The 17,287-nt window shown below is 61.2% G+C and carries 14 protein-coding genes; 4 read left to right on the top strand and 10 right to left on the bottom strand.

Annotation, left to right across the window (positions count from 1 at the left end; translation table 11 throughout):
- Window positions 1-5 precede the first annotated feature (5 nt).
- The 3 genes from ACM6I6_RS01730 to ACM6I6_RS01720 are packed head-to-tail and all read right to left on the bottom strand — an operon-like array spanning window position 6 to window position 3,078.
- Window positions 6-872: a carbohydrate ABC transporter permease gene (locus tag ACM6I6_RS01730; protein ID WP_020801179.1), complete on the bottom strand. Its 867-nt coding sequence runs from the start codon at window positions 870-872 to the stop codon at window positions 6-8.
- Window positions 869-1,984 (bottom strand): ABC transporter ATP-binding protein, encoded by a 1,116-nt coding sequence (locus ACM6I6_RS01725; protein WP_414919277.1) that lies wholly within the window; start codon window positions 1,982-1,984, stop codon window positions 869-871. The genes ACM6I6_RS01730 and ACM6I6_RS01725 overlap by 4 nt, the downstream gene beginning before the upstream one ends.
- The gene (locus tag ACM6I6_RS01720) at window positions 1,984-3,078 is read right to left on the bottom strand and encodes an ABC transporter ATP-binding protein (protein WP_274074746.1); all 1,095 of its coding nucleotides are present in this window, start codon (window positions 3,076-3,078) and stop codon (window positions 1,984-1,986) included. The genes ACM6I6_RS01725 and ACM6I6_RS01720 overlap by 1 nt, the downstream gene beginning before the upstream one ends.
- 355 nt (window positions 3,079-3,433) lie before the next feature.
- Here ACM6I6_RS01720 and ACM6I6_RS01715 point away from each other — a divergent pair, with 355 nt between their 5' ends.
- The gene (locus tag ACM6I6_RS01715; RefSeq protein WP_414919276.1) at window positions 3,434-5,269 is read left to right on the top strand and encodes a sigma-54-dependent Fis family transcriptional regulator; all 1,836 of its coding nucleotides are present in this window, start codon (window positions 3,434-3,436) and stop codon (window positions 5,267-5,269) included.
- Between the two features lie 196 nt (window positions 5,270-5,465).
- Here ACM6I6_RS01715 and cysS read toward each other — a convergent pair whose 3' ends face one another.
- Window positions 5,466-6,848 carry a cysteine--tRNA ligase gene (cysS, locus tag ACM6I6_RS01710; RefSeq protein WP_077185927.1) on the bottom strand — a complete coding sequence of 461 codons (1,383 nt, stop codon included), beginning with the start codon at window positions 6,846-6,848 and terminating at the stop codon, window positions 5,466-5,468.
- Between the two features lie 14 nt (window positions 6,849-6,862).
- A complete protein-coding gene (locus tag ACM6I6_RS01705; RefSeq protein ID WP_323608868.1) occupies window positions 6,863-8,560 on the bottom strand; it encodes a glutamine--tRNA ligase/YqeY domain fusion protein in 1,698 nt (565 codons plus the stop codon).
- Between the two features lie 252 nt (window positions 8,561-8,812).
- On the opposite strand from ACM6I6_RS01705, the gene ACM6I6_RS01700 reads away from it, so the two are divergent.
- Entirely contained in the window at window positions 8,813-9,316 is a 504-nt protein-coding gene (locus ACM6I6_RS01700) for a peptidylprolyl isomerase (RefSeq protein ID WP_008053603.1), read from the top strand.
- Window positions 9,313-10,041, top strand: a complete 729-nt coding sequence (gene lpxH / locus ACM6I6_RS01695) for a UDP-2,3-diacylglucosamine diphosphatase (protein WP_274074743.1) — start codon at window positions 9,313-9,315, stop codon at window positions 10,039-10,041. Before ACM6I6_RS01700 ends, lpxH begins: the two co-directional genes overlap by 4 nt.
- 86 nt (window positions 10,042-10,127) lie before the next feature.
- Here the strand turns inward: lpxH and ACM6I6_RS01690 are convergent, their stop codons facing one another.
- The 4 genes from ACM6I6_RS01690 to ACM6I6_RS01675 form a co-directional block, all read right to left on the bottom strand.
- Window positions 10,128-11,657, bottom strand: coding sequence for a DHA2 family efflux MFS transporter permease subunit (locus ACM6I6_RS01690; RefSeq protein ID WP_406592921.1), 1,530 nt, complete (start codon window positions 11,655-11,657; stop codon window positions 10,128-10,130).
- A 168-nt stretch (window positions 11,658-11,825) separates the two neighbouring features.
- Window positions 11,826-13,028, bottom strand: coding sequence for an efflux RND transporter periplasmic adaptor subunit (locus tag ACM6I6_RS01685; RefSeq protein ID WP_274074741.1), 1,203 nt, complete (start codon window positions 13,026-13,028; stop codon window positions 11,826-11,828).
- Between the two features lie 15 nt (window positions 13,029-13,043).
- Window positions 13,044-14,513 carry an efflux transporter outer membrane subunit gene (locus ACM6I6_RS01680; RefSeq protein ID WP_274074740.1) on the bottom strand — a complete coding sequence of 490 codons (1,470 nt, stop codon included), beginning with the start codon at window positions 14,511-14,513 and terminating at the stop codon, window positions 13,044-13,046.
- Window positions 14,510-14,983, bottom strand: a complete 474-nt coding sequence (locus tag ACM6I6_RS01675) for a MarR family transcriptional regulator (RefSeq protein ID WP_323608863.1) — start codon at window positions 14,981-14,983, stop codon at window positions 14,510-14,512. Before ACM6I6_RS01675 ends, ACM6I6_RS01680 begins: the two co-directional genes overlap by 4 nt.
- 236 nt (window positions 14,984-15,219) lie before the next feature.
- Here ACM6I6_RS01675 and zapE point away from each other — a divergent pair, with 236 nt between their 5' ends.
- Window positions 15,220-16,350 (top strand): cell division protein ZapE, encoded by a 1,131-nt coding sequence (gene zapE, locus ACM6I6_RS01670; protein WP_406592925.1) that lies wholly within the window; start codon window positions 15,220-15,222, stop codon window positions 16,348-16,350.
- Window positions 16,351-16,466: 116 nt separating this feature from the next.
- Here the strand turns inward: zapE and ACM6I6_RS01665 are convergent, their stop codons facing one another.
- Entirely contained in the window at window positions 16,467-17,171 is a 705-nt protein-coding gene (locus ACM6I6_RS01665) for a YebC/PmpR family DNA-binding transcriptional regulator (RefSeq protein ID WP_008063883.1), read from the bottom strand.
- Between the last annotated feature and the right edge of the window lie 116 nt (window positions 17,172-17,287).

Raw genomic sequence — 17,287 nt, 5'->3', positions numbered from 1 at the left:
TGGCCTCAGCGGTTGGCGTCAGAGTGAGTCATGGCGGTATAGAACAGCCAGGACACCAACAGGATGATCAGGAAGTACACCAACGAGAACGCGGCGGCCGGCCCCAGGTCGAACTGCCCGATCGCCATCTGCGTCAGGGTCTGGCTGAGGAAAGTGGTGGCATTGCCCGGCCCGCCCCCGGTCAGTACGAACGGCTCGGTGTAGATCATGAAACTGTCCATGAAGCGCAGCATCACGGCGATCAACAGCACGCTCTTGAGCTTGGGCAGCTGGATATGGCGGAACACCGCCCAGGCGGAAGCCCGGTCGATCCGCGCCGCCTGGTAATAAACATCCGGAATCGCCCGCAAGCCGGAAAAACACAACAGCGCCACCAGCGAGGTCCAATGCCAGACGTCCATCACCAGCACGGTGACCCAGGCGTCCATGGTGTTCGCCGCATAGTTGTAGTTGATGCCCATGGCCTTGAGGCTCGCCCCCAGCAGGCCGATGTCGGCCCGGCCGAAGATCTGCCAGATGGTGCCGACCACGTTCCACGGGATCAGCAAGGGGATCGCCAGGATGATCAGCACCACCGACGACCAGCGCCCCTTGGTCGGCATGGTCAGGGCAATCGCGATGCCCAGGGGGATTTCGATCAGCAGCACGCACGCCGAGTAGATGAACTGGCGCAGCAGTGAATCGTGCAGGCGTGGATCGAGCAGCACTTGTTTGTACCAGTCGGCACCGACGAAGTAGCGGCTGGACTGGTCGAAAATGTCCTGCACCGAGTAGTTGACCACGGTCATCATCGGGATCACCGCACTGAACGCCACCAGCAGGAACACCGGCAGCACCAGCCACCAGGCCTTGTTGTTCTGCACCTTGTTCATGGCTGCACCTCTTGGCTGGCATTGGCTTCGAGCAGGAAATCATCGGCATAGACCATCAGCCACTGCCCCGGAAAACTGATGTACGCCGTGCCTTCGGGCACCGGTTTGTCTTCGGCCAGGCGCACTTTCAGCGGCGCGCCGTCGAGGTTGAGAGTCATGATCTTGTAGGTGCCGAGGTCTTCGACGTGTACGACTTGTGCCCTCAGCGCGTCATCAAAAGGCTCGTCCCAGACATGGATGAACTCCGGGCGAATGCCGACTTTCAGGGTTTTCCACGTGGATTCGGCGATGCGTTTCTGCATGGCCTCGGACAAGGGCAGATGGGTCGAAGCAAAACCGACGCCACCCGGTTGCGGCCGGACTTCGATCAGGTTCATTCCCGGACTGCCGATGAAATAACCGACAAAGGTGTGGCTCGGCCGTTCGAACAGTTCCCGCGGCGTGCCGAACTGCACGATCTGCCCGCCGTACATCACCGCGATCTTGTCGGCGAAGGTCGAGGCCTCCAGCTGATCGTGGGTGACGTAGACCATGGTGATGTTGAACTGCTCGTGGATCTGCTTGAGCTTGCGCCGCAGCTTCCACTTCAGGTGCGGGTCGATCACCGTCAGCGGCTCGTCGAAGAGGATCGCCGAGACGTCATCGCGTACCAGCCCACGGCCCATGGAAACCTTCTGTTTTTCGTCGGCGGTGAGGTTGCTGGCTTTTTTGCTCAGCAGATTCTGCAGGTCGAGGACCTCGGCAATTTCCTGCACCTTGGTGTGAATCTTCGCCTCGGCCATGCCCTGGTTACGCAACGGAAAGGCCAGGTTGTCGAACACCGTCATGGTGTCGTAGACCACCGGAAACTGGAAAACCTGGGCGATGTTGCGCTTTTCCGGGGTCAGGTTGTTGACCGCCTTGCCATCGAACAACACATGTCCCTGGGACGGGCTGAGCAGGCCGGAAATGATGTTCAGCAGGGTCGACTTGCCGCAGCCCGACGGGCCGAGCAACGCATAGGCGCCGCCCTGCTCCCAGATGTGATCCATCTGGCGGATCGCGTAGTCCTCGGGACCGCTCGGCGTGCTGGTGTAGCTGTGGGCGAGGTTCTGCAAACGTATTTCGGCCATCAGGCAACCCTCGCGACGCGCCGGCCGGGCGCCTGGACCAGCCGCCCCTGCGCATCGAACACGAACAGTTTATGGGTCGGGATGTAGATGCGGATCGGCGCATCGACGTCGTATTCGTGAACGCCGGGCAAGTGCAGCACCAGCAGGAAGTGCTCGTTGCGCACGTGCAGGAAGGTTTCCGAGCCGCTGATTTCCGCGACTTCGACGGTCACCGCCAGTTCCAGGTCGTCGTCGTTGCTCGGCACCAGCGAGATGTGGCTGGGGCGCACGCCAAAACGGAACTCGCCCTCGCCCACCGGGCGCAAATCGACGTTGAGCGGGAAGTGCACGAAATTGGCGAAGCTCACTTCGTTGCCGGCAATGCGACCCGGCATCAGGTTGATCGGCGGCTCGGAGAACAACTCCGCCGCCAGCACGGTCTGCGGCTGGTGGTAGACCTCGGACGACAGGCCGCTCTGGATTACCCGGCCCTCATGCAGAATCGTGGTGGTGCCGCCCAGGGCCAAAGCTTCGTTGGGCTCGGTGGTGGCATAGATGGCGATGGTGTGGCGCGCCTTGAACAGCTCGCGCATTTCCTGGCGCAGCTCTTCGCGCAATTTGTAGTCGAGGTTGACCAGCGGCTCATCGAACAGGATCAGTTCGGCATCCTTGACCAGCGCCCGGGCCATGGCCGTGCGTTGCTGCTGGCCACCGGACAGTTCCAGGGGATAACGCTGCAGGAATTTCTCGATGCGCAGCATCTTCGCGGTTTCCAGCACCTTGCTCTGGATCTGCTCATTGGAGACACCGGCCTGGCGCAACGGCGAGGCGATGTTCTCGAAGACGGTCATGGTCGGGTAATTGATGAACTGCTGATACACCATCGACACGTTGCGAAGGCGCACCGGGCGCTGGGTGACATCGACGCCATTCATCAGGATGCGCCCGGTGTCGGGCTTGTCCAGCCCGGCCATCAGGCGCATGAGGCTGGTCTTGCCGGACAGCGTGCGCCCGAGCAGAACGTTGAAGGATCCGGGTTCGAAACGCAGGCACGCATCGTCGATCCAGGTCTGGCCCTCGACGGTGCGGCTGACATGCTCCAGGGTTAACGACATGGCTCGGCCTTTTTTATTTTTGGAGTCAAGCGACCTGGGTGACAGAGCGACTTTCGTGCCAGAAATTTCAAGCCATTGAGCGGATTGGAGTTTTTATAAAACCGCGAAGAACCGGCGTTCGTAGCTGAACAGAAATGAACAACCTGAAGTGAACAATTGAACAGCTCACCGATTGACAATGAACAATAGTGAACAACACTCTATGGACTGTTCACGACCCCTGTAGGAGCTGCCGCAGGCTGCGATCTTTTGATTTTGTTTTTCAAGATCAAAAGATCGCAGCCTGCGGCAGCTCCTACAGGGGATCGCATGCACCATAAAAACAATAAAAATGCTGATTCAGAGGCTGACTGTCATGGCCGTACCTGCCACCGCGCTATCCCACGACGCCATCATCCAGGACTCCTGGTCCCGCTGCCGCGCGTTCGGCCTCGATCACCAGAGCACCCCGGCGTTCGACCAACTGCCGGCTGAAGGCATCGCGCAGTTGCTGGAGAGCCAGCATTCGTTGGTGCAGACCACCCATCAGGAAGTGCTGCCGTATTACGAAAACATCCTCAGCAACTCCAACTGCCTGATCATGCTCGCCGACAATCAGGGCCAGGTGCTGACGTCCTGGGGCACCCAACGGTTTATCCAGCCGAGCCTGACCCGTGGCTTCAGCGCGGGCGCCAGCTGGATGGAGCGCTGCAGCGGGACCAATGCGATCGGTACCGCCCTGGCCTGCGAGCAGGCGGTGCACATCGAGCACGATGAACACTTCCTCAAGGCCAACCGCTTCATGACCGGCTCCGCCGCGCCGATTTTCGATGCCGAGCGCAAGGTCATCGCCGTGCTGGATGTATCCAGCGACAGCTACCTGCCGCCCTCCCATACCCTGGGCATGGTCAAGATGATGAGCCAGACCGTGGAAAACCGGCTGATCCTCAACCTGTTCCACGGCCAGCATTTTCAACTGACTTTCAACACCGGCCTGAACAACCTCGACAGCCAGTGGGCCGGCTTGCTGATTTTCGATGAGAGCGGCCAGGTGCTGTCCGCCAACCGCCGCGCCGACAACCTGCTTGGCGTGCGCCTGTCGCGGGTCAGCATCGAAAGCCTGTTCAAGGTCTCGCTGCTGGAGCTGCTGAACCAACCCGAAGGCCTGCCCTTCTCGCTCCAGGCCTCCGGACGCAATCGTTTCCAATGCTTGCTCAAACGTCCGAAACAGGTGCCGATCCAGGCCAGAGTGTTCGTTGAACCTGCCGTACAAGCACCGGCGGCGATCAGCCTCAATACTTTGCATTTTGGCGACAGCCGTGTAGAAAAAGCCGTACGCCAGGCCGAGCGCTTGCTGGAAAAAGACATTCCGTTGTTGATTCATGGCGAAACCGGGGTCGGCAAGGAAGTGTTCGTCAAAGCCCTGCACCAGGCCAGCTCGCGCAGCAAACAGGCGTTCATTGCCGTGAACTGCGCCGCGATCCCCGCAGAACTGGTGGAGTCAGAACTGTTCGGCTATGAAAAAGGCGCGTTCACCGGCGCCAACCAGAAAGGCAGTATCGGCCTGATCCGCAAGGCCGACAAAGGCACGCTGTTCCTCGATGAAATCGGCGACATGCCGCTGCCGACCCAGGCCCGTTTGCTTCGTGTGTTGCAGGAGCGATGCGTGCAGCCGGTGGGCAGCAGTGAGTTGTTCCCGGTGGACATCCGCATCATTTCCGCGACCAACCGATCGCTGCGCGAGCAGGTGCAACTGGGGCGTTTTCGCGAGGATTTGTACTACCGAATCGGCGGCCTGACCCTGGAACTGCCGGCGTTGAGAGAGCGCAGTGACAAGGAGGCGCTGTTCAAACGCTTGTGGGAACAGCACCGCGAGCCTTCGCAATGGGCGGGATTGAGCCGCGAAGTGCTGGAATTGTTCGTCCGTCATCCGTGGCCGGGGAATCTAAGGCAGGTCAGCAGCGTGATGCAGGTGGCGCTGGCCATGGCCGAGGAACAACCGGTGCGGCCGGAGCATTTGCCGGATGATTTCTTTGTCGATCTGGAGATGGAGCCGGTGGAGATGGCGGAGCCATTGGCGGTGGATCTCGATGATGCCGAGGCGTTGAATCGGCAGTTGCAGGCGGTCGGGGGGAATATTTCGCATCTGGCGCGGCGGTTGGGGGTTAGTCGCAATACCCTTTACAAGCGGTTGCGCCAGGCTGAGCGATGAGTTGGTCGGACGGGCCTCTTCGCTGGCAAGCCAGCTCCTACAGTGTCCGTGGTGTACGAAATGTTGGCGAACGACGCGACCCTGTAGGAGCTGGCTTGCCAGCGAAGGCGCCAGATCAAACACCACTGGAACCCGCCAATCTGCCCAAAAACAAAAACCCGCACAAGGCGGGTTTTGTCTGTAACGCAAGCAGCAATCAGTCAGCCAAACGCCAGGTCGTCCCGCCCTTGCCGTCTTCCAGAACCACGCCCATGGCGGTGAGCTGGTCGCGGATGCGGTCGGATTCGGCCCAGTCCTTGCCGGCACGTGCCGCCAGGCGCGCAGCGATCAGCGCTTCGACTTCAGCCGCATCCACACGCCCTTCGGCGCCGGCTTGCAGGAAGTCATCGGCTTCGAGCTGCAATACGCCCAACACGCTGGCCAGTTCTTTCAATCGGGCAGCCAGGCCGGCCGCTGCGTTGAGATCGCTCTCGCGCAGGCGGTTGATCTCGCGAACCATCTCGAACAGCACCGCGCAGGCTTCCGGCGTGCCGAAGTCGTCGTTCATCACCTGGGTGAATCGCTCGACGAAGGCTTCTCCACCAGCAGGAGCAACAGTCGGCAGGCCTTTCAACGCGTGGTAGAAACGCTCCAGGGCGCCCTTGGCGTCCTTGAGGTTGTCTTCCGAGTAGTTGATGGCGCTGCGGTAGTGGCTCGACACCAGCAGGTAACGCACGACTTCCGGGTGGTACTTGTCGAGCACATCGCGAATGGTGAAGAAGTTGTTCAAGGACTTGGACATCTTCTCGCCATTGATGCGGATCATGCCGCAATGCATCCACGCGTTGGCGTAGGTCTTGCCAGTGGCCGCTTCGCTCTGGGCGATTTCGTTTTCGTGGTGCGGGAACTCCAGGTCGCTGCCGCCGCCATGGATGTCGAAGGTCTCGCCCAGGCAGCAGGTCGACATCACCGAGCACTCGATGTGCCAGCCCGGACGCCCGGCGCCCCATGGCGATTCCCAGCTCGGCTCGCCCGGCTTGGCGGCTTTCCACAGCACGAAGTCCAGCGGGTCCTGCTTGGACTCGTCGACTTCGATGCGCGCGCCGATGCGCAGGTCTTCGATTTTCTTGCGCGACAGCTTGCCGTAGCCCATGAACTTGCCGACGCGGTAGTACACGTCGCCATTGCCCGGGGCGTAGGCGTAGCCCTTGTCGATCAGGGTCTGGATCATCGCGTGCATGCCAGGGATGTGGTCCGTGGCGCGCGGCTCCATGTCCGGCTTCTTGATGTTCAGGCGCGCTTCGTCTTCGTGCATCGCCGCGATCATGCGCTCGGTCAAGGCTTCGAACGACTCGCCGTTCTCATTGGCCCGGTTGATGATCTTGTCGTCGATGTCGGTGATGTTGCGCACATAGGTCAGGTCGTAGCCACTGAAGCGCAACCAGCGGGTCACCAGGTCGAACGCGACCATGCTGCGACCGTGCCCCAGGTGGCAGTAGTCGTACACGGTCATGCCGCACACGTACATGCGCACCTTGTTGCCATCGAGCGGCTTGAAGACTTCTTTGCTCTTGGTGAGCGTGTTGTAGATCGTAAGCACGTTATTTCCTTGAATCACTGGCCCCAGGAGTCACGCAGGGTCACGGTACGGTTGAACACCGGAGCGCCCGGTTTCGAGTCCTTGATATCCGCGACGAAGTAACCTTCGCGCTCGAACTGGAAACGGTCTTCCGGCTGTGCATTGCCCAGCGAGGGTTCAGCACGACAACCGGTGAGTACCTGCAGCGAGTCAGGGTTGATGTTGTCCAGGAAACTGGCGCTGTCTTCGGCCTTCTCAGGGTTGGCCGAACGGAAGAGACGATCGTACAGACGCACTTCGCACTCGACGCTGGCAGCGGCCGGCACCCAGTGCACCACGCCCTTGACCTTGCGGCCTTCAGGGTTCTTGCCCAGGGTGTCCGGATCGTAGGAGCAACGCAGTTCGACGATGTTGCCATCGGCGTCCTTGATCGCTTCGTCGGCGCGGATCACGTAGCTGCCGCGCAGGCGCACTTCGCCGTTCGGTTCCAGGCGCTTGTAGCCCTTTGGCGGCTCTTCCATGAAGTCTTCACGGTCGATGTAGATTTCCCGGGCGAACGGCAGGACGCGCACGCCCATGTCTTCTTTCGGGTGGCATGGCAGTTCGAGGTTCTCGACCTGGCTTTCCGGATAGTTGGTGATCACGACTTTCAGCGGACGCAGCACGCACATGGCGCGCGGGGCGCTGTGGTCGAGGTCGTCACGGATGCTGAATTCGAGCATGCCGAAGTCGACCACGCCGTCGGAGCGGTTGGTGCCGATCATTTCGCAGAAGTTGCGGATCGACTTCGGCGTGTAGCCACGGCGGCGGAAGCCCGACAGCGTGGACATGCGCGGGTCGTCCCAGCCGTTGACGTGCTTTTCATCGACCAGCTGCTTGAGCTTGCGCTTGCTGGTGATGGTGTAGTTCAGGTTCAGGCGGCTGAACTCGTACTGGCGCGGGTTGGCCGGTACTGGCAGGTTGTCGAGGAACCACTCGTACAGCGGACGGTGGCTTTCGAATTCCAGGGTGCAGATCGAGTGGGTGATGCCTTCGATGGCGTCCGACTGACCATGGGTGAAGTCGTAGTTCGGGTAGATGCACCACTTGTCACCGGTCTGGTGGTGATGCGCGTGACGGATGCGATACATGATCGGGTCACGCAGGTTCATGTTCGGCGAGGCCATGTCGATCTTGGCGCGAAGCACACGTGCACCGTCCGGGAACTCACCGGCGCGCATGCGGGCGAACCAGTCGAGGTTCTCTTCAACCGAACGGTCGCGGAACGGGCTGTTCTTGCCCGGCTCGGTCAGGCTGCCGCGGTATTCCTTGGCTTGTTCAGGGGTCAGGTCGTCGACATAGGCCTTGCCGGACTTGATCAACTCCACCGCCCAGTCGTGCAACTGGTCGAAATACTGCGAGGCGTAGCGCACTTCACCGGACCATTCGAAGCCCAGCCACTTGACGTCGCTTTCGATCGCGTCGATGTATTCCTGGTCTTCCTTGGCCGGGTTGGTGTCGTCGAAACGCAGGTGCGTGACGCCGCCGAACTCCTGGGCCAGGCCGAAGTTCACACAGATCGACTTGGCATGGCCGATGTGCAGGTAGCCGTTGGGCTCAGGCGGGAAACGGGTGACGATCTGCGTGTGCTTGCCCGAGTCCAGGTCTGCCTGGATGATCGGCCGCAGGAAGTTGACCGGCACGGCTGGGCCGGTCTTGGCATTCGAGGTAGGGTCGACAGTGGGCTTGCTCATAGGATCCTTGAACGTACTGGTGCGTGGCCGTAATGAAGGCCGGACAAAACAAAGCCGCTATCATAGCCGATGCCGTCAAGTACCTGACAGAGCGCACCCTGTAAACCGTCGTATTTAATAGGCCGTAAATGAAAAAACAGCCTCGAAATTCGCGCCTGTCACGCTAAACTGCGCACCTTGGCCGAGACTGGCTGAACCGGTTGCGGGACCCAATGTCCCAACACCACGAATTCCTCTTGATGAGTAACGATCATGACCCAAGTCAAACTGACTACCAACTTCGGCGACATCGTCCTCGAACTGAACGCCGACAAAGCCCCGATCACCGTGGCCAACTTCGTCGAGTACGTTAAAGCCGGTCACTACGAAAACACCGTTTTCCACCGTGTCATCGGTAACTTCATGATCCAGGGCGGCGGTTTCGAGCCAGGCATGAAAGAAAAGAAAGACAAGCGCCCAAGCATCCAGAACGAAGCCGACAACGGCCTTTCCAACGACAAGTACACCGTCGCCATGGCCCGCACCATGGAGCCGCATTCGGCTTCCGCGCAGTTCTTCATCAACGTGGCTGACAACAGCTTCCTCAACCACAGCGGCAAGAACGTGCAAGGCTGGGGCTACGCGGTATTCGGCAAAGTGACCGCCGGCACCGACGTTGTCGACAAGATCAAAGGCGTGGCCACCACTTCCAAGTCCGGCCACCAGGACGTACCGGCAGACGACGTGATCATCGAGAAAGCCGAGATCATTGAGTGATACTGCTGATTTCAGACTTGCATCTGGAAGAGGAGCGCCCGGACATTACCCGGGCGTTTCTGGATTTGCTCGCCGGACGCGCCCGTTCGGCGAGTGCTCTCTACATTCTGGGCGACTTTTTCGAGGCGTGGATTGGCGACGATGCCATGACGCCGTTCCAGCGTTCCATCTGCCAGGCCCTGCGCGAGTTGAGCGACAGCGGCACGGCGATTTTTCTGATGCACGGCAACCGCGACTTCATGCTGGGCAAGGCGTTCTGCAAACAGGCCGGCTGCACCCTGCTCAAGGATCCGACTGTCGTGCAATTCAATGGCGAACCCGTGCTGTTGATGCACGGCGACAGCCTCTGCACCCGCGACGAAGCCTACATGAAGCTACGTCGCTACCTGCGCAACCCGATCACCCTGTTTATCCTGCGGCACCTGCCGCTGCGTACCCGCCATAAGCTGGCGCGCAAGTTGCGTAGCGAAAGCCGCGCGCAGACGCGGATGAAGGCCAATGACATCGTCGACGTCACGCCCCTGGAGATTCCGCGGATCATGCAGCAATACGGCGTGAAAACCCTGATCCACGGCCATACCCACCGCCCCGCCATCCACAAGCTGCAGCTTGGCGAACAGGCGGCCCGGCGCATCGTGTTGGGGGATTGGGACAAGCAGGGTTGGGCGTTGCAGGTGGATGAGCAAGGGTTTGCGTTGGCGCCGTTTGATTTCGTAACACCGTAAAGATCAAAAGATCGCAGCCTTCGGCAGCTCCTACAGGTGTACACATAACCCTGTAGGAGCTGCCGAAGGCTGCGATCTTTTAGCAGTCAATGTCCTGCAGAAGCAGGCCCCGCCTTCGCCGCAAACGGCGGTTTCGCCAGCCAGACGATCACGATCAACCCCATGAACGCCCATCCCAGCAACGTGAAGTAATCCACGGTGGAGAGCATGTACGCCTGGCTGGTCAGCACATGATCGAGCTGCGCATACGCCTGGTTGCTCGCCCCACCCAATGAATGCAGGGCCTCGCGGGTTGCGGGCTCATAGGTGCTGATGCTCTCGCTCATGTACGCATGGTGCTGGTCGGCCCGGCGGATCCAGATCCACGTGGTCAACGACGCCGCGAAGCTGCCGCCCAGGGTCCGCAGGAAGGTCGCAAGGCCCGCGCCATCGGCGATCTGGTTCGGCGGCAGGTCCGACATCAGGATGCTCAGGGTCGGCATGAAGAACAACGCCACGCCAATCCCCATGAACAACTGCACCAGGGCGATGTGCTGGTAGTCCACTTCGTTGGTAAACCCGGCGCGCATGAAACAGCTCAAGCCGATGGCCAGGAACGCAATGCCCGCCAACAAGCGCAGGTCGAACTTGTGCGCGTATTTGCCGACAAACGGCGACATCAAGACCGGCAGGATCCCGATCGGCGCCACCGCCAGGCCGGCCCAGGTGGCCGTATAGCCCATCTGGGTTTGCAGCCATTGCGGCAGGATCAGGTTGATCCCGAAGAACCCGGCGTAGCCCAACACCAGCACCAGAGTGCCGATGCGGAAGTTGCGGTAGGCGAACAGCCGCAGGTTGACCACCGGGTGGCGGTCGGTCATTTCCCAGATCACGAACACCGCCAGGGCAATCAGCGAAATGGCCGCGCCAATGAGGATGAAGTTCGATTCGAACCAGTCGAGGTCGTTACCCTTGTCGAGGATGATCTGCAACGCCCCGACGCCGATGACCAGGCTGATCAAGCCGACGTAATCCATCGGCTGATAACTGGTCACCACCGGCCGCGCCTTGAGCTGCGAACGCACGACCATGACCGCGAAGATGCCGATTGGCACGTTGATGAAGAAGATCCACGGCCAGCTGTAGCTGTCGGTGATCCAGCCGCCGAGGATCGGACCTGCAATCGGCGCGACCACCGTGACCATCGCCAGCAACGCCAGGGCCATGCCGCGCCTGGCCGGTGGATAGACGGCGATCAGCAGCGTCTGGGTCATCGGGTACAACGGCCCGGCCACCAGGCCTTGCAGCACCCGGAAGCCGATCAGCTCCGGCATCGAGGTGGAAATACCGCAGAGAAACGAGGCCAGCACAAACAGCACGGTCGCCCACAGGAACAGCTTCACCTCACCGAACCGCCGGCTGAGCCAGCCGGTCAGCGGCAACGCGATGGCGTTGCTCACCGCAAAGGAGGTGATGACCCAGGTGCCCTGCTCCGAACTGACACCCAGGCTGCCGGAAATCGTCGGCAGCGCCACGTTGGCGATGGTGGTGTCGAGCACCTGCATGAAGGTCGCCAGCGACAGGCCGATGGTGCTCAGCACCAGGCTTGGGGGCGTGAAAGACGCGTTATTGCTCATCGCGAATCCTTTGAAACCTGTTGGGCGCTGCGCCTTTTACAGACGCAGCTGACCTTTGTGGGAGCGAGCCTGCTCGCGATGGAGTGTCAGTCGACGGTGATGTAGCTGACCCACCATCGCGAGCAAGCTCGCTCCTACAGGGGGGCGGGGTGATGGTGGATTGGCGAATCAGCGATGCACGGTCTTGCTGACCGCGGCGCTGTTGTCGTGGATCAACTGGGTGATCATGGCGTCGGCCTCGGTCAACTGGCGGTCATAGATGCCGGTGCTGAACGACGCCTTTTGCGGCGGCTGTTGCGCCAGCACCGGGCCGCTCTGGTCCCGCAGGTTCACATCGACCAGGGTCGACAGGCCAACGCGCAACGGATGCTCGGCCAGCTGCTGGGCGTTGATATGAATGCGCACCGGTACCCGCTGCACGATCTTGATCCAGTTGCCGGTGGCGTTCTGCGCCGGCAGCAAGGCGAAGGCGCTACCGGTGCCGGCACCGAGGCTGTCGACGGTGCCGCTGTATTTCACGCTGCTGCCGTAGAGATCGGCTTCGATGTCCACCGGTTGGCCGATACGCATGTCGCGCAGCTGGGTTTCCTTGAAGTTGGCGTCGATCCACAGTTGATCCAGAGGGATCACCGCCATCAGCGCCTCGCCCGGTTGCACCCGTTGCCCAAGCTGCACGCTACGCTTGGCCACATAGCCGGTGACCGGCGCGATCAGGGTGCTGCGGGCGTTGTTCAGGTAGGCCTGGCGCAATTGCGCCGCGGCGGCCATCACGTCCGGGTGCGAGGAAACCACGGTGTCATCCACCAGCGCGCTGGAAGTCTTGAGCTTCTGTTGCGCATTGGCCAGGGCGTTTTGTGCCGAGGTCAGGTCGTCACGGGCGTGGGACAGTTCCTCCTGGGAAATCGCCCCGCCGACCGCGAGATTTTTCCGCCGGTTGAAGTTGTCCTGGGCTTTTTGCACTTCGGCCTGTTGCGCGTTGACCTGGGCTTTCATGCCGTCGACGTCGCTGTACAGGCCGCGAACCTGACGCACGGTGCGGGCCAGGTTGGCCTGGGCACTTTGCAGGCCGACTTCGGCGTCATTCGGGTCGAAGTTCACCAGCACCTGGCCTTCGTGGACCAGATCGCCATCGTCGGCGCCGATGCTGACGACCGTACCGGTTACCAACGGGGTGATTTCCACCACGTTGCCGTTCACATAGGCGTCGTCGGTGCTTTCGCTCCAGCGCCCGTAGAACTCGTGGTAAGCCCAGACGCCCGCGCCGCCCAATACGACCACCGCGGCCAGGACCAGCAGCATGAACTTGCGCTTGCCCGAATCGGGATTGGCAGGTTGGGTTTCAGGGGTTGAAGTTGTATCGGCAGTGGCCATGACAAATACCTTGAATTAGTGGGTCAGCGTGGCTGGCGCGGCGTTGGCCGAGGCAATGGCCTCAGGCTGGAAACCGCCACCCAGCGCCTGTATCAGCTGGATCGACAGGTCGATCTGCTCGGCATTCAGGTTGGCCAACTGACGCTGGGCCTGAAGCAACTGCTGCTCGATGCTGAGCACGTCCAGGTAGTTACCGATGCCGGAACCGTAGCGCTGGACCACGGTGTTGTAGGAATCCTGGGCGATGTCGGTGGCGTGCTGCTGGGCAGCGATCTGCCGACCGATATCACGCAACTGGTTGATGCTGTCGCTGACGTCGCCCAGCGCCCTGACCAGGCTTTTGTTGTACTGCGCCACCGCCAGGTCGTAGTCGGCGTCGCGGGAATCGAGGTCGGCGCGCAGGCGGCCACCGTCGAAAATCGGCACGGAAATCGTTGGTGCGACATTGAAGAAGCGGCTGGCCGAACCAAACATCGCATCCCCCAACAGGGATTCGGCACCGGCCGCGGCGCTGAGGTTCAAGTTCGGATAAAACTGCGTCTTGCCGGCGTCGATATTCTTGCTCGCCGCCTCTACCCGCCAGCGCGCGGCCACCAGGTCCGGACGCCGTCCGAGCAGTTCGGCCGGCAGTACCGACGGCAAGGCCACGGCACCGGGCTTGAGAATGTTCGGCCGGGCGATTTCATTGCCGCGATCCGGGCCTTTGCCCAGCAGCACGGCTAGCGCTATCTTGGCGCTTTGCAGGCGTTTTTCGGCGTCAATCAGATTGGCCTGGGAGGTGGCTTCCAGGCTTTCGGTCTGCTGGAACTGATACTGGCTGTCGATCCCGGAGCTCAGGCGACGCTGGCTCAGGTCGAGCATTTGCCGGGTGCGCTTGAGGTCTTCGGCGGACAGGTCATGGACGATGTGCGCCTGGCCCAGATCGCTGTAGGCGCGGGCCACGTCGGCGGACAGGGTCAACTGCGCAGCCTGCTGATCGACTTCGGCGGCACGGGCCTGGCCCAGCGCGGCTTCCCAGGCATCACGCTGACCGCCCCAGAGGTCGAAGTTGTAATTGAAGGTGGCGCTGATGTTGCGCACGGTGGCGTAGTTGTCACCCTGCCCCAACGGGTCCTGGTCCCGGGCCAGACGCGAACGGCTGACGCCGGCGCTGGCATCCAGGGTCGGCATCCGCGCGGCGTCGGCGGCGTAGGCCGCGGCGCTGGCCTGGTGGGCGCGGGCGTCGGCGATCTGCATGTCGGGGCTGTCGCGCAGGGCTTCGCGGATCAGGCCGTCGAGCTGCGGATCGCCGAGACTGGTCCACCAGTTGCTTTTCGGCCAGGCCGCCGGCGACAGCGTCACGCCGCTGAGGGATTGCCCCGCCTTGAGGTTTTTCGCGTCGAGGCTGACGCCTTCGGTGGTCAGGCCACTGTAGCTGGCACAACCGGCCAGGCTCATGGCCAACAGCACCAGGCTCAGGCCGGTGCGCAAGGTTTTACTGTTCATTGGTCACCTACCCGCAGCAGGGTGATCGAGTCACCGGCCGCTATCAGGATTTTCTTGAGGATCGACTCCAGGGTTTTCAGTTCTTCCGGCGTGATGGCGCCGGCCAGTTCATTCATGGCCTGGGCGCCGATGTGCGGCAGACGATCAGCCAGTTTCTGGCCTTCGTCGGTCAGCACCAGCTGAACCTGACGACGGTCTGCTTCAGAGCGTTGGCGGGCGAGGAAACCTTTCTGTTCCAGACGATCGAGCATGCGGGTCATCGAACCGCTGTCCAGGGACAGGTGCCGGCACAGCTCGCCAGGCGAATCGACGCCGTACTGGGCGATGATGATCAACACCTTGAACTGCGCGGCGGTGATGCCGTGGGGTTCCATGTGCGTGTCGATGATGCGGTCCTTGAGCAGCGCGGCGCGCCCCAGCAGCAGGCCGAGGTGGCAATTATGGAAATCGTCTGGCGTGAAATGTTTCATCTGAACACCAATTAGCTGCCTAGGCAGTGAATGTATGTCGAGATATTACTGCCTAGGCAGTCAATGTCAACGTAATAGTTAGGTTGCTTTGTAATTAGTTGACCAATGGCGTAGGGTATTGCGCCATATAAAGGGACGTCGTCGCCCTGAAACCCGCTGGAAGCAAAACTACCTATCTGGTTAAACTACGCCGCCGCGGCTCCCGGAGCCCGCCTGAAGATCACGGGGACATCACAGTGGCCGTTAGACCGCCCAAGCATTCGCGACTCACACCGCGCTGGCCATCGTTGCGCCGCCTGTTCGACAAGGGATCGGCCGGAGCGGACCGTCACTGCGCGAATGCCCGGGTCATTCACGACTACTTCCACCACAAGGCCGGCTCCCAGGGCTACACCCTCAGCCACAGCCAGCAACGGGTGATCGACTGCATGGCGCAGCACGCCTCGACGCTGTTGGGCACCTCGGGCAAAAAACTGCCCGGGCTCTACCTGCATGGCGCTGTCGGGCGTGGCAAGAGCTGGCTGCTCGACGGTTTTTTCCAGGCGATCCCCCTCGCCCAGAAGCAGCGACTGCACTTCCACGGTTTTTTCGCCCGCCTGCACCAGGGCATGTTCAGCCATCGCGAGCAACCGGATGCGCTGGCGACCACACTGGATGAGTTGCTGAGCGATTGCCGGGTGCTGTGTTTCGACGAGTTTCACGTCCACGACATCGGCGATGCGATGCTGATCTCGCGGCTGTTCAAGGCGCTGTTCCAGCGCGGGATCCTGCTGCTGGTCACCTCCAACTACCCGCCGGAAGGCCTGCTGCCCAACCCGCTTTACCATGCGCGCTTCAAACCGGTGATCGACCTGATCAATGCGCGCATGCAGGTCATGGAAGTCGGCGGGCCGCACGACTATCGCAGTCAGGCCAGAACCCATGCGCATCAACTGTTCACCCAGGGCCGATACGTCTGGCCCGCGACGCTGGCGCAACGCCAAGCAGCGAACCTGCCAGCGCCGAACGGGCCGGCCATTGCCCTGCCGGTCGGCGCTCGCCATCTCTCGGCCCGCTACTGCGAAGGACGTACCGTCGGCTTCACCTTCGGCGACCTGTGCGATCACCCAACAGCGGTCATGGATTATCTGGAACTGTGCCGGCGCTTCGATCACTGGATCATCGACGACCTGCCCGACCTCGCCGACTGCACGATTGCCGCGCAGCAGCGTTTCATCAATCTGGTCGACGTGTTGTATGACCAGGACAAGCACCTGACTTTGCTGGGCCAACGTTCCCTGCGCGAAAGTTTGGGTGGTGACGCGATTGACCTGGCGCGTACGCGTAGCCGGTTGGGGCAGTTGGTGGAGGTGCGGGAGGGGGTTTGACTGGGGGAAACACACATCTGTAGGAGCCGGCTTGCTGGCGATGCGATGGTGGCCGTTATGCCGCCTTCGCTGGTCAGCCAGCTCCTACAGGTGATCGGGTTAGCTGCGAGAGATGTTTAGCCGGCCAGGCCGACAAACATATCCTGCACGTCGTCATGGTTATCGAGGCCTTCAAGGAAAGCTTCGACTTCAGCCATCTGCTCATCGCTCAAGCCGCTGACCGGGTTCTTCGGCTGGTAGCCCAGCTTGGCCGACAACACGGTGAAACCTTGCTCAGGCAGGGCTTTTTGCACGGCGTCCAGGTCCGTAGGTTCGGTCAGGAACAGCGTCGCGCCGTCTTCGCCCGGCTCGAAATCCTGGGCACCGGCTTCGATGGCGGCCATCTCCGGATCGGCGTCCGGGGTGTCCGGCGAGGCTTCGATCATGCCCACGTGGTTGAAGTCCCAGGCCACCGAACCGGAAGCGCCCAGTTGGCCCTTGCGGAAGGCCACGCGGATTTCAGCGACGGTACGGTTGATGTTGTCCGTCACGCACTCGACGATCAGCGGCACCTGGTGCGGCGCGAAGCCTTCATAGGTCACGCGATGGTATTGCACGGTCTCGCCCAACAGACCCGCACCCTTCTTGATGGCACGATCCAGTGTTTCCTTGGGCATCGAAGCTTTCTTGGCCTGTTCGACCACCAGACGCAGGTGTGCGTTGGTGGCGGTATCGGCACCGTTGCGCGCAGCAATGGTGATTTCCTTCACCAGTTTGCCGAAGATCTTGCCCTTGGCGTTGGCTGCCGCTTCTTTGTGTTTAACCTTCCACTGTGCGCCCATTACTCACTCTCTTGTCTATGGCGCCGAAACATCTATTGGCCGACGCATGCCGCCAAGTTTATACGGCCTAAAGTTGGCAATCGACCAAAAAATCTCATCCACGGATCGACATTTTT

Origin of the sequence: Pseudomonas sp. IT-P218, from assembly GCF_949767605.1 — a bacterium.
Taxonomy (GTDB): domain Bacteria; phylum Pseudomonadota; class Gammaproteobacteria; order Pseudomonadales; family Pseudomonadaceae; genus Aquipseudomonas; species Aquipseudomonas putida_AE.
The sequence above is the reverse complement of the archived record's forward strand: the minus strand, read 5'-3'. Positions and strand labels throughout refer to the sequence as shown.

Coding starts and splice junctions, on each gene's coding strand:
- ACM6I6_RS01715 (WP_414919276.1), top strand. CDS start 3,434: ATGGCCGTACCTGCCACCGCGCTATCCCACGACGCCATCATCCAGGAC.
- ACM6I6_RS01720 (WP_274074746.1), bottom strand. CDS start 3,078: ATGTCGTTAACCCTGGAGCATGTCAGCCGCACCGTCGAGGGCCAGACC.
- ACM6I6_RS01665 (WP_008063883.1), bottom strand. CDS start 17,171: ATGGGCGCACAGTGGAAGGTTAAACACAAAGAAGCGGCAGCCAACGCC.
- ACM6I6_RS01675 (WP_323608863.1), bottom strand. CDS start 14,983: ATGAAACATTTCACGCCAGACGATTTCCATAATTGCCACCTCGGCCTG.
- ACM6I6_RS01690 (WP_406592921.1), bottom strand. CDS start 11,657: ATGAGCAATAACGCGTCTTTCACGCCCCCAAGCCTGGTGCTGAGCACC.
- ACM6I6_RS01680 (WP_274074740.1), bottom strand. CDS start 14,513: ATGAACAGTAAAACCTTGCGCACCGGCCTGAGCCTGGTGCTGTTGGCC.
- ACM6I6_RS01685 (WP_274074741.1), bottom strand. CDS start 13,028: ATGGCCACTGCCGATACAACTTCAACCCCTGAAACCCAACCTGCCAAT.
- ACM6I6_RS01730 (WP_020801179.1), bottom strand. CDS start 872: ATGAACAAGGTGCAGAACAACAAGGCCTGGTGGCTGGTGCTGCCGGTG.
- ACM6I6_RS01705 (WP_323608868.1), bottom strand. CDS start 8,560: ATGAGCAAGCCCACTGTCGACCCTACCTCGAATGCCAAGACCGGCCCA.
- ACM6I6_RS01700 (WP_008053603.1), top strand. CDS start 8,813: ATGACCCAAGTCAAACTGACTACCAACTTCGGCGACATCGTCCTCGAA.
- ACM6I6_RS01725 (WP_414919277.1), bottom strand. CDS start 1,984: ATGGCCGAAATACGTTTGCAGAACCTCGCCCACAGCTACACCAGCACG.